The organism is Kitasatospora sp. NPDC001132 (assembly GCF_053598415.1).
On record NZ_JBSFKF010000026.1, the window covers coordinates 98,899 to 113,402 of the forward strand.

Sequence of the window (14,504 nt, forward strand, 5' to 3'; positions counted from 1 at the left end):
TCCGTGGGCCTCTTCGTCTTCCTCCCGCTCGTCCTGCCGCTCACCGCGGTCCCGATCGCGCGTCTGACCGAGCAGCACCTGCACCCGCGCGGCGCGACCCGGTTGATGACCGTGATCAGCGCCGTGATGGCGGTGTGCAGCGTGCTCTGCCTCGGCCTGATCGGCGTGGTGGGCACCGCGCAGATCCCCGGCAACCCGCTGCCGGACAGCTGGTCCGACCCGGAGGTGCGGGCCGCGCTGCCGTACCACGAGACGGTCGGCACGGCCGCGATGTGGCTGCTGGCCCTGGTGGGCCTCGCCTGCGCCCGGACGGTCGTCCGCCACCTGCGGGTGCGGACCCGGGCCCGGCGGGCGCTGAGCGGGCTGCCCGCCGGGCCGGGCGGGTCCGGTGACCTCGCGGTGCTGCCGGACCGCAGCCCGTACGCCTACGCGCTGCCCGGTTCGCCGGGCCGGGTGGTGGTCTCCACCGGGATGCTGGACGGCCTGGCCGCCGACGAACGCGAGGCGCTGCTCGCGCACGAGCGGGCGCACCTGCGCCACCGGCACCACCGGTACCTGCTGGCCACCCAGCTCGCCGCCTGCGTCAACCCGTTCCTGCGGCCCCTGCAGGACGCGGTGGCGTACAGCGCGGAGCGGTGGGCGGACGAGGACTCGGCGCAGGCCGTCGGGGACCGCCGGATCACCGCGCGGGCGGTGGCCCGGGCGGCCCTGGTCTCGCACGCCGCCCCGGCGCCCGGCTTCGCGGCCTTCGCCACCCCGGCCGGCGCGGCCGGTCCGGTGCCGCGGCGGGTCGCCGCCCTGCTCGGCCCGGTGCCGACCTCCCGCAACTGGCCGCCGGCCAAGACCCCGGCGGGCCTGGCGGCGATGGTCGCGGCGATCGGTACGGCGGCGTCGGCGCTGTGCGCGCTCAACGCCGCCATCGCCCTGCTGGTGGTGCTCAAGGCCGTCACCCCGCTGTAGTCCGCCGGGGCCGGAGCGTCGCGGCCAACTCGTCGAGGGCGGCCTCGGCGGCCGCCGGCGACTCGGCGGCGAGCGGCCGGAGGGCGTTCAGCGCCGGGATGTCCGCGGCCCTGGTGAGCTCGGCGTTGGCCACGTGGAGGTTCTCCGGCGGGGACCGTCGCCGGGAAGACCACGGTCTTCGGCCGCCGGGCCCGCTACGGCGCGGTGGCGCTGGTGGACGGGGTGCCCGGCATCCTGATCGCCCAGGGTGGGCGGCTGCGGCTGGTGTTGCGGCTGGCGGTCGCCGACGGCCGGGGGGCCGCTACGAGGTGGTGGTCGACCCGGCCCGGCTCGCCGCGCTCGAACCGGCCGTCCTGCCCGGATGAGCGCCGCCGGGGTGAGCACGGCGGGCCGGGCCGGAGCCGGGTCAGTCGGCGATCCGGACCAGCATCTTGCCGGTGTTGGCGCCGCGCAGCATGCCGAGGAAGGCGTCCACTACCCGCTCGAAGCCGTCCACGACCGTCTCGTCCGGGACGACGGCGCCCGAGCGCAGGTGCGGGACCAGGAAGTCGTAGAGCTCCGGCCGGGCGTCGAGGTGGTCACGGACCAGGAAGCCCTCCAGCCGCAGGCTCTTCCCGACCACGTCGAAGAGGTTGCGCGGCGCGGCCGGCGGGTCCCCGAGGCGGTCGTACTGGGCGACCGCGCCGCACCAGGCGATCCGGCCGCGCTCGCGCAGGGCGCCGATGGCGGCCTCCAGGTGGTCGCCGCCGACGTTGTCCAGGTAGACGTGCAGCCCCTCGGGGGCGGCCTCGCGCAGGCGGTCCGCGATCGGGCCGTCGTGGTAGTCGAAGGCGGCGTCGAAGCCGAGCCGCTCGACGAGCCGGGCCGCCTTGGCGGCGGAGCCGGTGCTGCCGACGATCCGGCCGGCGCCGAGCAGCCGGGCGAGCTGTCCGGCGGCGGTACCGACGCCGCCGGCGGCCGCCGAGACGAAGAGCGTCTCGCCGGCCCTGAGCCGGGCGATCCTGGTAAGCGCCACCCAGGCGGACAGGCCGGTGCCACCGAGCACCGACAGGTGGGCGCTGAGCGGGACACCGGCGAGCTCGGGCAGCAGGCTCGCCCGCTCCACGGTGACCACCGAGTGGGTGCGCCACGCCTGGCGGTGCCGGACCAGCGCCCCGACCGGCAGGCTGTCGGCCCGGGACTCCACCACCCGGCCGAGGGTGCGTCCCTCCAGCGGGGCGTGCAGCTCCCAGCCGCCCTCCTCCATCTCCTCGCGCATGTACGGGTCGACGGACTGGTAGAGGTTCTCGACCAGGGCCTCGCCCGCTGCGAGGGCCGGGACGGTCTCGTCGACGAAGGCGAAGTTCGCGGCGGTGGGCGCGCCGTCGGGGCGGGACACCAGGTGGACGGCGTGGACGGTGGGACGGGACATCGGGTGCTGCTCCAGGGGCGGGTGATGGCGGGACGTGATCACCGTAGAAAGCGCGGGAGCGGCCGGGCAGAGGCTGCTGCCGATGGAACGGCGGCATCCATGAGCGGGATCGATGGATCGCGGACGGTCGGGATAGGTTCGGGCGCATGACCGATCTCGCCCCGCACGAGCTGCGGACCCTGGTCGCCGTGGAGGAGGAGCGGAGCTTCACGGCGGCCGCCGCACGCCTGGGCACCACCCAGTCCGCCGTCTCGCACACCGTGCGCGCCTGCGAGCGGAAGCTCGGCACGGTGCTCTTCGAGCGCGGACGCCATGGCGCACGCCCCACCGAGGGCGGCGCGCGGGCGGTGGCGTACGCCCGCCGGATCCTGCGGCTGCTGGACGCGATGGGCCCCGAGGTGCGCGGCGCGGGAGTGGCCGGGCCGCTGACCGGCACGCTGCGGATCGCCGCCTTCCGCAGTGCCGCCGCCCATCTGCTGCCGTCCGTCCTGGCCCGGCTGGCCGAGCGGCACCCCGGGCTCGGCACCCGTGTCCGGATCGTCCGGGAGATCGGCCGCGGCACCGCCGGAGAGGTCGCCGACGGGCGCGCCGACCTGGGGCTGGCCACGCTCGACCCGGGCGGCCCGCCGGCCGTCCCCGGTCTGGTCGCGGTGCCGCTGTACGAGGAGTCGTACGCGCTCGCGCACCCGCTGGGCCACCCGGCGCCGCGCGAGCTCCCGCTGGTCGACTGGGACGAGAACTGCGGTTCGTACACCCGGGACTGGTGGCGGCGGCAGGACTGGATCCCGCCCGCGACGGTGGACGTGGAGGACGACACGGTGGCCCTCTCGCTGGTCGCCCAGGGCCTCGGCATGGCGATCATGCCCCGGACCGCCCTGCTGGGCGCTCCGGCCGCCCTCGCCGTCACCGACCTCGGGCCGCGGCCGCCGAGCCGCTCCGTCGGGTACGTCACCACGCCCGAGCTCGCCGGGACGGCCGCCGTCCGGGCACTGATCCGCGAGCTGCGCGAACTGCCCTTGCCGGAAGGGCTGTCGGCGGCCCGGCCCCCGGCCGGTCAGGCCTCGACGGCTCAGCCGTCAGCGGCTCGGGCCGCCGCGGCTCGGCTGTCCGGGGTTCAGCCGTCGACGGCCTCGCGGAGCCTGCGGAACTCCTCGGCCAGCCCGTCCAGGGTGTAGTGGGCGTTGAGGCCGCTGGGGTTCGGCAGCACCCACACCTCGGTGTCCCCGATGCCCTCCGGCTGCCGCCCGAGCACGGCCCGGCGCTGCCCGAAGGCCGTCCGGTAGGCGCCGATGCCGAGCACGGCGAGGACGCGCGGGCGCAGCCGCAGCACCCGTTCGCGCAGTGCGGCGCCGCCCTCGCGCAGCTCCTCGGCGGTCAGTTCGTCCGCCTTGGCGGTGGTGCGCGGGGCGACGTTGGTGATGCCCAGGCCGAGTGCGAGCAACTCCTGCTGCTCGTCCGGGCGGTACTGGCGCGGGGTGAAGCCGGAGCGGTGCAGGGCGGGCCAGAAGCGGTTGCCCGGGCGGGCGAAGTGGTGCCCGGTGGCGCCGGACCACAGGCCCGGGTTGATGCCGCAGAACAGCACCCGCAGCCCGGGCCCGGAGACGTCCGGGATGGTGCCGTCCTTGGCGGCCAGCAGCTGCTCGGCGGTGGGTTTCATCGGTGCGCTCGGGGTCACCCGGCCAAGTCTGCCCTGCCCTTGGCCGTGCTCTCCGCCGTGGCCGGGGCCGACGTCGGATCCGAAGCCGCATCCGGGGCCGAAGCCGAAGCCACAGCTGGGACCGAAGCCGCAGCCGGGGCCGAAGCCGCAGTGGCCGCCCGGCGGTTGTGCAGCCGGCGCAGGCCGAACACCACCACGGCCGCGTAGGCCCAGCCGACGAAGACGTCGATGATGAAGTGCTCCGCGCCGTAGACCAGGGTGAAGGTCATCGCGAGCGGGTAGGCGACCAGCACCGCCCGCAGCCAGCGCTTGGCGGTGGGCCAGAAGAAGAACAGCAGCATCGCCGGGTAGGCGGAGTGCAGTGAGGGCATCGCCGCGACGTCGTTGGCGAACTGACTGCCGTTCTCCAGCAGCGAGTCGGCCTGCGGCAGCCCGCTCACCGAGATCACCTCCCAGACCACCCGCGACAGGTGCGGCAGGTTGCCCTCCTGGGAGACCAGCCACGGCGGGTCGGCCGGGTAGAGGAGGTAGGTGGCGAAGCCCGCGAAGGTGAGCGCCAGGTAGGCGGCGAGCAGCTGCCGGAAGCGGTGGTGGGCGCGCCGCCAGAGCACCGCGAGCAGCAGGAAGACGACGAAGAAGTGCGAGAGGTAGACGGCCACCGCGGCGTAGTCGTACCAGTGCGGCGAGCCGGAGGTGTAGAGGGCGTGCTGGAGCCGGACGGTCCAGGTCTCGCCGAAGCCGAGCACCTCGTCGAAGCGCAGCTGCGGCAGCCAGTGCGGGGCCCACGGGGTGTGCGCGCCGTAGCCGCGCAGCAGCGAGTACGTCCACACCACGGCCATGACCGGGACCCAGTCGCGCAGGACCAGGAGGAAGCCGCGGGGGCCGTGCCCGCTGTGCACGGCGGCGGTCAGCAGGGCGGCGATCAGCCAGAGGAACAGCACGTCGTTGGCCGCGGGGATGCCCTCGGTGCGCAGGAACCAGAGGAAGCACGTCAGGTAGAGCGGCCAGGCGAGCCACCGGAGTCTCGACCAGCCCGTCACGCGTGGACGGGGCGGAGGCACCGGGCGCGGCTGCCCGGCCCGCACGTCGTACGGGGCCGGGGGGAGGGTCTTGGTCATGCGCACCGAAACTAGCAACCCAAACTTGGAGGTCTCTGGGTGAAATATGACCGGTTCGTAAGGACGTCCGATCCGGTCGACACCCGGTTCGACGGGCGGTCCGACAGATGGTTCGACAGGTGGTTCGACGGGCGGTCGGGTGCCCGGTCCGAAATCCGGTCGGGCACGGTCGGGAATGGTCAGAGATGGTCGGGGGCGGTCAGGCCACGATGGCCAACTCGTGCGGGGTGTTGTTGAAGCGGCGCCCGCCCGACGGGGTGACGGTGACGATGTCCTCGATCCGCACCCCGAACCGGCCGGGCAGGTAGATCCCGGGCTCGATCGAGAAGCACATGCCGGGCACCAGCGGCCGCTCCTCGCCCTCGACCAGGTACGGAGGCTCGTGCGTGGTGGTGCCGATGCCGTGGCCGGTGCGGTGGATGAAGTACTCACCGTACCCGCCCTCGGTGATCACCCGGCGGGCGATCCGGTCGATCTCCTGGCACGGCACCCCTGGGCGGACCGCCTCGAAGGCGGTCTGCTGGGCCGACCGGACCAGCTCGTGCACCTTCCGCACCTCGTCCGGGACGTCCGGGCCGACGTGCACCGTCCGGGTGGTGTCGGAGCCGTAGCCGTCCTTGAGGCCGCCGAAGTCCAGCACCACGGTGTCACCCGTACGGATGACCCGGTCACCGGCCTCGTGGTGCGGGTCGGCGCCGTTCGGGCCGGAGCCGACCACGGTGAAGTCGACCTGGCTGTGCCCGTACCGGATGAGCAGCGCGGCGAGGTCGGCGGCCACCTCGTTCTCCCGGCGGCCGGCGAAGGGGACCTCCAGGATGCCCCGGTAGGCGGCGTCCGCGGCGCCGCCGGCCGCGGCCAGACGGTCCACCTCCTCGGCGTCCTTGACGGCCCGCAGCATCGGCAGGCTGTCGGTGAGCGAGCTGAAGGAGACGCCGGGCAGCGCGCCCTGGAAGCCGAGCAGGTGCAGCGCCCAGGTGTTGTCGGAGACGCCGTACCGCCCGGCCGGGTCGAGCAGCGGGGCCGCGGTGGCGAACGGGTCCTCGCCGTCGGACCAGTCGAGCAGCCGGACGGCCGGGGCGCCGACCGCCTTCTCGGCGTCCGGACGTTCCAACTTGGGGACCACCAGGGCGGGTTCGCGTCCGGCGGCGAGGACGAGGGCGGTCAGCCGCTCGGTGACCGCGGTGGGCGTGTAGCCGCACAGGTAGGCCAGATCCGGGCCGGGGGCGACGACCAGGCCGGCCAGCCCGGCGGCGGTCGCCTCGGCGGTGGCCCGGGCCATGCGGGCGGTGTGGTCCTCGACGGTGAAAGGACGGGGCACGGCGGTTCCTCCTCGGGGGCCGGACGGGCTCGGCGAGACGCCATCGGGTCGACTCCATCACTTCCGCGCCGAGTCGGCGAAGCCCTCGGGGAGGGACCGGCGCGATCCGGACGACGGGCCGGCCGCCCCTCGGCGGGCCGGAGCGGCCCCGGCGGCCGCGCCGGGGCCCGGCGCGGCGCGCCGCCGACCCGGTCGGGGGCGGTCGGGGGCAGGAGCACGAGGGCCGGGGCGAGGCGGAGAAGGGCGGCGCGGGCCAGACCGCGGAGCGCCATGGTCGTGGTCGTCCGGTACGGCGGGGGTGTGTCCGTGGAATGCATGCGGTCCTCCTGCGTACGGCCCCGGCCGGAAGCACCCGGCTGTACGGGAGACGGGGAGGAGCCGGTGGAGGCCGTACCGGGCCAGTCCATCCGGGTGTCGCGGCCGCCGCATGCCGCAGGCGTCCGAGCGGGTGACCGGCAGCGCGACCGGAGAGGCGGCCTGAGCCGTCATGCGGCCCCGCAGTCTGCTCTGCGGTCTCCGACCGGGCACGGAATCATAAATTCGGGGCCGACTGTCGGTGCGGTGGGACACCATGTCCGCCATGTCCTACGAACTCCAGGCGCTCATTGGAACATTGGAGCTGATGACGGTGGCGTCGGCGGAGGTTCCGGCGGCCAGGGTGGTGCCGTTGGCACAGGGGCTGGCACTGATCCCCGTCACCCCCGCCGTCCTCGCCGCGCTCCAGGGGGACGGCACCGCGCGCAAGCGCGCCGGTGGGGCCGGGTTCGGTTGGCACTCGGACGGCTTCGAGCTCCGGCTGGCCGCCTGGTCGAAGGCCGGCCCGATCGCCTGCGTCGAGGCGGACTACTTCGGCGGCAGCGGCACCCAGCGCGCCGCCGTCTGGGCGGACGGCGTGGTCGCCCTCGGCCCGCTCACCATCGGCGAGTTCGAGGCGTCCCCGGCCGAGGGCACCCCGATCTCCCGCGCCCTCAGACGGCTCGGCGCGCACACCGAGGAGGGCCGGGTGGACGAGTTCGAGTCGGTCGGCCTGGGCCGGCACCGCACCACCGGCGGCTGGGCGGAGCCGACCGCCTGACCCGCCCCCGGCCCGCCGGGACCGCCCCGGTCACGCGAACGGCCCCGCTCCCGAACCCGGGAGCGGGGCCGCGCCGTCGTCCGTCGGACCGGCCGACCGGAGGGTCAGCGGTAGTTCACGAACTGGATCGCGAAGTCCAGGTCCTTGCCCTTGAGCAGGGCCTGCACGGCCTGGAGGTCGTCGCGGCTCTTCGAGCTGACGCGCAGCTCGTCGCCCTGGACCTGCGCCTTGACGCCCTTCGGGCCCTCGTCACGGATGATCTTCGCGACCTTCTTCGCGTCCTCCGTGGTGATGCCCTCCTTGACGTTGGCGAAGATCTTGTACTCCTTGCCGGAGAGCTGGGGCTCGTTGGCGTCCAGAGCCTTCAGCGACAGGCCGCGCTTGACGAACTTGGTCTGGAGGATGTCGAGGACGGCGCGCACGCGCTCCTCGCCGTTCGCCTTCATCTCGATCTTCTCGCCGGAGCGGCTGATCTCGGCGCCCACGTTCTTGAAGTCGAAGCGCGTCGCGATCTCGCGGGAGGTCTGGTTGATCGCGTTGTCGACCTCCTGCCACTCGACCTTCGAGACGATGTCGAAACTGGAGTCGGCCATGGGTATAGGTCTCCTTGATGCTCTGGTCTTCACTGACACGGGTCCGCCCTGCCGGGGTGTCCGCAGGCCCAGCCTATCCAGCGCCACACCGGCCCCGCCCGTAGCAGGCGTCCGAGACTCCTTGATCATCGTGTGATCTATCGAGTGGCGGAGCACCCCCCTGCATCGGGTATGGTTTACCAAGTCGAACGGGGCGAACGCCCCGGGGAACGAAAAATCCTGGCTGGTTGCCCGAGCGGCCAAAGGGAGCAGACTGTAAATCTGTCGCGCAAGCTACGCAGGTTCGAACCCTGCACCAGCCACAGGATAGAGAACGGCCCCCGATCTGCGGAAACGCGGATCGGGGGCCGTTCTGCTTGTTCGAGGCGGGCTCGGGCGGGCTCGGGGCGGCGGGCGGACTTATTGCACATTGCTTGCAATTACGGGTTGCAGGCAGCAGAGTGGTGCCCGGGGGTGGGAGTCCTTCGACAGAGCTGATCGTCTTCCCAGCCGGCGACCGCCGGGACAACGGCTCGCCCCACCCCCGCCAACAGCCACCGGACGGGGCCGACGCGGAGTGACGGCCCCGTCAAGAGCGTGTCAAGGCCGCTCGTGGCGGCGTCAGGAACGCGTACGGGCCCCGGGGCGGTGGGCGCGCGGACCGCAGGATCGGACCAACTACCGACTGCGGAGGTCCCGTCCGATGTCCAGCGCCACCGCCACCCCGGCAGCCACGGCCGAACCCGCGCCGCCTGATACCGGCGCGGGCGACGAGCGGCACCGGCTCAGCGCGCTCGGCGGGCTGGCCGCGCTCTCGCTGGACGCCATGGCCTCGGTCGCGTACGGGCCGGAGTCGATCGTGCTGGTGCTGGCCGCCGCCGGGGCGTACGGGCTGGGCTTCACGCTGCCGGTCACGGCGGCGATCGCGGTGCTGCTGGCGGTGCTGGTCGCCTCCTACCGGCAGGTGATCGCGGCGTTCCCGGACGGTGGCGGCTCCTACGCGGTGGCCAAGGCGCACCTGGGCCGCCGGACCGCGCTGACCGCGGCCGCCTCGCTGGTCGTCGACTACGTCCTGAACGTCGCGGTCTCGGTCACCGCCGGCGTCGCCGCGCTCACCTCGGCCGTCCCGAGCCTGTACGACGACCGCGTCTGGCTCTGTCTGGGCGTGCTGGCGCTGGTCACCGCGGTGAACCTGCGCGGGATCGCCGAGTCGGCGCGCTGGTTCATGGCGCCGACGGCCGTCTTCGTGCTCTCCATCCTGGCGATCGTCGTGGTCGGCCTGTTCCGGGACGCCCCGGTCAGCACCGCGGCCGCCGCCGGCCACGCCTCGGCCCTCGCCCAGAACGCCACCACCGTCGGTGCGCTGCTGCTGCTCAGGGCCTTCGCGGCCGGCTGTTCCGCGCTGACCGGCGTGGAGGCGGTGGCCAACGCCGTTCCCTCCTTCCGCACCCCGCGGGTCAAGCGCGCGCAGCACACCGAGGTCGCGCTCGGCGCCCTGCTCGGCGTGATGCTGGTCGGGCTGGCGGTGCTGATCGGCCGCTTCCACCTCCAGCCGGTCGAGGGCGTCACGGTGCTCGCCCAGCTCGCCGACGCCTCACTCGGCCACGGGTTCGGCTTCTACGTCGTCCAGTTCGCCACCGTGGTGCTGCTCGGGCTCGCCGCCAACACCTCCTTCGGCGGGCTGCCGGTGCTGCTCGACCTGCTCGCCCGGGACAACCACCTGCCGCACCTGTTCGCGCTGCGCGCGGACCGCCAGGTGTACCGGTACGGGGTGCTGTTCCTGGCCGCGGTCTCGGCGGCGCTGCTGGTCGGCTCCGGCGGGGACGTCAACAGCCTGGTGCCGCTGTTCTCGATCGGCGTGTTCGTCGGCTTCACCGTCTGCCAGGTCGGCATGGTCCGGCACTGGCTGCTGCACCGGCCGTCCGGCTGGCGGTGGAAGGCCGCGCTGAACGGCTTCGGCGCGCTGCTCACCGGCGTCGCGGCGCTGGTCGTCACCGGCACCAAGTTCACCGAGGGCGCCTGGGGCATCGTGCTGGCCCTGCCGCTGCTGGTGGTGCTGTTCGAGGCGGTCCACCGCGGCTACGGGCGGATCGGCGAGCGGCTGGAGCTGGGCCGGGTGCCCGGCCCGGTGACCAGGCAGCGCAGTCTGGTCGTCGTCCCGGTGACCGCGATCACCCGGCTGACCAGGGACGGCCTGTCGGCGGCGCTCTCGCTCGGCGACGAGGTCATGGCGGTGACCGTGGTGCACGAGCCGGCCGTCGCGGAGGCACTGCGCCGGGACTGGGAGCTGTGGCGGCCGGGCGTGCCGCTGGTGGAGGTCCCGGACGTCCACCGCCGGCTGGGCCGGCCGATCGCGGACTTCGTCAACGAGCTGGGGGCGGAGCACGTCTACGACCGGCTGACCGTGCTGATCCCCGAGGTGGAGCCGGCCCGCTGGTGGCAGCGGGCGCTCCAGAACCGGCGCGGCGCCGTGATCGACCGCGCCCTGCGGCGGCACACCGACGCGGTGGTCTGCCGGCTGCGCATGCGGATGTGACCGGGGACGGGGGACGGGGGACCGGGAACGGGGGAACGGGGAGCGGGGCGGCCCCGGACGGCAGCCTGCCGTCCGGGGCCCGCCGTTTTCCGCTCCCGAGCCGGCCCGAGCCGGCTGCGCGGGCCCCGGCCACGTCTCGGCCCGATCACGACGGTCTCGGTCCGGTGAAGCGCCCGTCAACGTCGCGTCAACGTCGCGCTATCACCCGTATGGAGGGCGTCAGGGCCCCATAGCGCGCCCCTGACGGCTGGTTTGCTGCATCTGCCGGTCTTCCGCCGGTGCCGCGCGAGCCCCTCCGGCCCAGGTCGCGGCATCTCCCGAACCACTCTGGTGGAGCCCATGTCCGATCTCATCTACGTCGGTGTCACGGTCGCCGTGTTCGCCGTCATCGCCCTGATCGCGCGGGGGGTGGAGAAGCTGTGAGTGAGCGCAGCGAACGAACCATCGGAGGGCGCGTGTTGCGCCAGGCGCCCAGCGAGCGCAGCGAGGTGGCCGCATGAGTGCCGAGAACATCGCTGGTCTGGTCGTGGCCGTCGCGCTCGTCGGCTATCTCGTCGTGGCGCTGATCTTCCCGGAGAAGTTCTGACATGGGATCCACTCTCGCGGGCTGGCTGCAGGTGCTCGCCCTCGTCGGCGCGCTGGCCCTGTGCTACCGCCCCCTCGGCGACTACATCGCCAAGCTCCTCACCTCCGCCAGGCACCTCAGGGTCGAGCGCGGCATCTACAAGCTGATCGGCGTCGACGGCGACGCCGATCAGCGGTGGCCGGTGTACCTCCGCTCGGTGCTGGCCTTCTCGGCCGTCTCCGTCCTCTTCCTCTACGGTCTGATCCGCCTCCAGGGCTATCTGCTGCTGAGCCTGGGCGTTCCGCAGATGGAGGGCCACCAGGCCTGGAACACCGCCATCTCGTTCGTCGCCAACACCAACTGGCAGTCCTACGCGGGCGAGTCCGCGATGGGCCAGGTGGCGCAGATGGCGGGTCTGGCCGTGCAGAACTTCGTCTCCGCGGCCGTCGGCATCGCCGTCGTCGCCGCGCTGGTCCGGGGCTTCACCCGGAACAGGACGGACCGGGTCGGCAACTTCTGGGTGGACCTCACCCGGATCAACCTGCGGCTGCTGCTGCCGATCTCGATCGTCTTCGCCCTGGTCCTGGCCGCCAACGGCGTGATCCAGAACTTCCACGGCTTCCACGAGGTCACCGGCCTCGCGGGTGGGGTCCAGAAGATCCCGGGCGGCCCGGTGGCCTCCCAGGAGGTCATCAAGCTGCTCGGCACCAACGGCGGCGGCTTCTTCAACGCCAACTCGGCGCACCCGTTCGAGAACCCGACCGGCTTCACCAACCTGGTCGAGGTCTTCCTCATCCTGGTGATCCCGTTCGCGCTGCCGCGGACCTTCGGCCGGATGGTGGGGGACGACCGCCAGGGCTACGCGATCGTCGCCGTGATGGGCCTGTTCTGGATCGCCTCGACCGCCCTGCTGACCTTCGCGGAGGCGCAGCACCAGGGCAGCGCCCTGCAGGCCGCGGGCGCCGCGATGGAGGGCAAGGAGCAGCGCTTCGGCATCGCCGCCAGCTCGCTGTTCGCCGCCTCGACCACGCTGACCTCGACCGGTGCGGTGAACTCCTTCCACGACTCGTACACGCCGTTCGGCGGCGGGCTGACGGTCTTCGACATGATGCTGGGCGAGATCGCGCCCGGCGGTGTGGGCTCGGGCCTGTACGGCATGCTGGTGCTGGCGGTCGTCGCGGTGTTCGTCGCCGGCCTGATGGTCGGCCGCACCCCCGAGTACCTGGGCAAGAAGCTCGGCGGCCGGGAGATGAAGTTCGCCTCGCTGTACATCCTCACCACGCCGACGATCGTGCTGGTCGGTACGGGCGTGGCGATGGCCCTGCCGGGCGAGCGCGCCGGGATGCTCAACTCGGGCGCCCACGGCTTCTCCGAGGTGCTGTACGCCTTCACCTCGGCCTCCAACAACAACGGCTCGGCCTTCGGCGGCATCACCGTCAACACCGACTGGTACGACACCGCGCTCGGCCTGGCGATGATCTTCGGTCGGCTGCTGCCGATCGTCTTCGTCCTCGCGCTGGCCGGTTCGCTCGCCCAGCAGCAGCCGGTCCCGGCCACCCCGGGCACCCTGCCCACCCACAAGCCGCTGTTCGTGGGCCTGCTGTCGGGCGTGATCCTGATCGTCGTCGGCCTCACCTACTTCCCGGCCCTGGCTCTCGGGCCGATCGCGGAAGGTCTGTCCTCCTGATGTCCACCTCCACGCTCAACCCCGCACCGGCCGACCAGGCGGAGGCCGCCGCGCCGCACAGAGTGGCGAGCGGCCTGCTCGACCCGAAGCTGATCGTCGCGTCCCTGCCGGACGCGGTGAAGAAGCTCGACCCCCGGGTGATGATCAAGAACCCGGTGATGTTCGTGGTCGAGGTCGGCTCGGTGGTCACCACCGTCGCCGCGATCGCCGACCCGTCCGTGTTCGCCTGGGTCATCACCATCTGGCTGTGGCTCACCACGGTCTTCGCCAACCTGGCCGAGGCGGTGGCCGAGGGCCGCGGCAAGGCGCAGGCCGACACGCTGCGCAAGACCAAGAGCGACACCATGGCCCGCCGGCTCACCGACTGGCCGGCCACCGGTGCCGAGGAGGAGGTGCCCGGCACCGCGCTGAGGCTCGGCGACCACGTGGTGGTCGAGGCCGGCCAGGTCATCCCCGGCGACGGCGACGTGGTCGAGGGCGTCGCGAGCGTCGACGAGTCGGCGATCACGGGTGAGTCCGCGCCCGTCATCCGTGAGTCGGGCGGCGACCGCAGCGCCGTCACCGGCGGCACCAAGGTGCTGTCCGACCGGATCGTGGTGAGGATCTCCTCCGAGCCCGGCAAGACCTTCATCGACCGGATGATCGCCCTGGTCGAGGGCGCCGCCCGGCAGAAGACGCCGAACGAGATCGCGCTCAACATCCTGCTGGCCTCGCTGACCGTCGTCTTCCTGGTCGCGGTCGTCACGCTCCAGCCGATGGCCACCTACGCGGGTGCCCCGCAGACGATGATCGTCCTGGTCGCCCTGATCGTGGCGCTCATCCCGACCACCATCGGCGCGCTGCTCTCCGCGATCGGCATCGCCGGCATGGACCGCCTGGTGCAGCGCAACGTGCTGGCGATGTCCGGCCGCGCCGTCGAGGCCGCCGGCGACGTCAACACGCTGCTGCTCGACAAGACCGGCACCATCACCCTGGGCAACCGCCAGGCCGCCGAGTTCCTGGCCGCCCCGGGCGTGTCCACCGAGGACCTGGCCGGCGCGGCGCAGCTCTCCTCGCTCGCGGACGAGACCCCGGAGGGCCGCTCGATCGTGGTCCTCGCGAAGACCGGGTACGGTCTGCGGGCCCGCGCCCAGGGCGAGCTGACGCACGCCACGTGGGTCCCGTTCACCGCCCAGACCCGGATGTCGGGCGTGGACCTCGACGAGGCCGGAGGAGTCCACCAGGTCCGCAAGGGCGCGGCCGGCGCGGTCTCCAACTGGGTCACCGAGAACGGCGGTTCGGTCGGCGCCGAGGTCTCCACCCTGGTCGACGGGATATCCGCGGCCGGCGGCACCCCGCTGGTCGTCGCCGAGCGGATCGGCGCCGGGCCCGCCCGCGTCCTCGGGGTCATCCACCTCAAGGACGTCGTCAAGGAGGGCATGCGGGAGCGCTTCGACGAGCTCCGCCGGATGGGCATCAAGACCGTCATGATCACGGGCGACAACCCGCTGACCGCCAAGGCGATCGCGGAGGAGGCCGGCGTGGACGACTTCCTCGCCGAGGCCACGCCCGAGGACAAGATGGCCCTGATCAAGAAGGAGCAGGAGGGCGGCAAGCTGGTCGCGA

General features: G+C 73.2%; 13 protein-coding genes and 1 tRNA gene. 8 read left to right on the forward strand and 6 right to left on the reverse strand.

The features are described 5' to 3' along the window. Positions 1 to 3 precede the first annotated feature (3 nt). Complete coding sequence (locus ACWDBE_RS28670) at positions 4 to 960, forward strand: M48 family metalloprotease (RefSeq protein ID WP_449809476.1); 957 nt, start codon at positions 4 to 6, stop codon at positions 958 to 960. Here the strand turns inward: ACWDBE_RS28670 and ACWDBE_RS28675 are convergent. Next, positions 947 to 1,093: a hypothetical protein gene (locus tag ACWDBE_RS28675; protein WP_449809477.1), complete on the reverse strand. Its 147-nt coding sequence runs from the start codon at positions 1,091 to 1,093 to the stop codon at positions 947 to 949. The two genes, ACWDBE_RS28670 and ACWDBE_RS28675, sit on opposite strands and share 14 nt — an antisense overlap. Before the next feature lie 273 nt (positions 1,094 to 1,366). After that, positions 1,367 to 2,371: an NADP-dependent oxidoreductase gene (locus ACWDBE_RS28680; protein WP_449809478.1), complete on the reverse strand. Its 1,005-nt coding sequence runs from the start codon at positions 2,369 to 2,371 to the stop codon at positions 1,367 to 1,369. A 146-nt stretch (positions 2,372 to 2,517) separates the two neighbouring features. On the opposite strand from ACWDBE_RS28680, the gene ACWDBE_RS28685 reads away from it, so the two are divergent. Continuing rightward, on the forward strand, positions 2,518 to 3,546 hold the full coding sequence (locus ACWDBE_RS28685; protein WP_449809479.1) for a LysR family transcriptional regulator: 1,029 nt from the start codon (positions 2,518 to 2,520) through the stop codon (positions 3,544 to 3,546). Here the strand turns inward: ACWDBE_RS28685 and mug are convergent. From mug to ACWDBE_RS28700, 3 genes are all read right to left on the reverse strand, one after another. Then, positions 3,486 to 4,028, reverse strand: coding sequence for a G/U mismatch-specific DNA glycosylase (mug, locus tag ACWDBE_RS28690; RefSeq protein WP_449788296.1), 543 nt, complete (start codon positions 4,026 to 4,028; stop codon positions 3,486 to 3,488). The genes ACWDBE_RS28685 and mug overlap by 61 nt on opposite strands. Before the next feature lie 14 nt (positions 4,029 to 4,042). Further along, positions 4,043 to 5,146, reverse strand: a complete 1,104-nt coding sequence (locus ACWDBE_RS28695; RefSeq protein ID WP_449809480.1) for a phosphatase PAP2 family protein — start codon at positions 5,144 to 5,146, stop codon at positions 4,043 to 4,045. A 199-nt stretch (positions 5,147 to 5,345) separates the two neighbouring features. Beyond that, on the reverse strand, positions 5,346 to 6,425 hold the full coding sequence (locus tag ACWDBE_RS28700; RefSeq protein WP_449788297.1) for a M24 family metallopeptidase: 1,080 nt from the start codon (positions 6,423 to 6,425) through the stop codon (positions 5,346 to 5,348). A 619-nt stretch (positions 6,426 to 7,044) separates the two neighbouring features. On the opposite strand from ACWDBE_RS28700, the gene ACWDBE_RS28705 reads away from it, so the two are divergent. Further along, positions 7,045 to 7,539 (forward strand): hypothetical protein, encoded by a 495-nt coding sequence (locus ACWDBE_RS28705; protein ID WP_449788136.1) that lies wholly within the window; start codon positions 7,045 to 7,047, stop codon positions 7,537 to 7,539. Positions 7,540 to 7,643: 104 nt separating this feature from the next. Here ACWDBE_RS28705 and ACWDBE_RS28710 read toward each other — a convergent pair whose 3' ends face one another. Further along, positions 7,644 to 8,132: a YajQ family cyclic di-GMP-binding protein gene (locus ACWDBE_RS28710; protein ID WP_355262984.1), complete on the reverse strand. Its 489-nt coding sequence runs from the start codon at positions 8,130 to 8,132 to the stop codon at positions 7,644 to 7,646. Positions 8,133 to 8,353: 221 nt separating this feature from the next. Between ACWDBE_RS28710 and ACWDBE_RS28715 the strand changes: the two genes are divergently transcribed. From ACWDBE_RS28715 to kdpB, 5 genes are all read left to right on the forward strand, one after another. Next, positions 8,354 to 8,434, forward strand: a tRNA-Tyr gene (locus ACWDBE_RS28715). Positions 8,435 to 8,814: 380 nt separating this feature from the next. Then, positions 8,815 to 10,647: an APC family permease gene (locus tag ACWDBE_RS28720; protein WP_449809481.1), complete on the forward strand. Its 1,833-nt coding sequence runs from the start codon at positions 8,815 to 8,817 to the stop codon at positions 10,645 to 10,647. Positions 10,648 to 11,143: 496 nt separating this feature from the next. After that, positions 11,144 to 11,233, forward strand: coding sequence for a K(+)-transporting ATPase subunit F (gene kdpF, locus ACWDBE_RS28725; RefSeq protein ID WP_045693083.1), 90 nt, complete (start codon positions 11,144 to 11,146; stop codon positions 11,231 to 11,233). A 1-nt stretch (position 11,234) separates the two neighbouring features. Then, the gene (kdpA, locus tag ACWDBE_RS28730) at positions 11,235 to 12,899 is read left to right on the forward strand and encodes a potassium-transporting ATPase subunit KdpA (RefSeq protein WP_449788138.1); all 1,665 of its coding nucleotides are present in this window, start codon (positions 11,235 to 11,237) and stop codon (positions 12,897 to 12,899) included. Next, positions 12,899 to 14,504: potassium-transporting ATPase subunit KdpB (kdpB, locus tag ACWDBE_RS28735; protein WP_449809482.1), on the forward strand; the 1,606-nt coding region annotated here is incomplete at its 3' end. The genes kdpA and kdpB, both read left to right, overlap by 1 nt.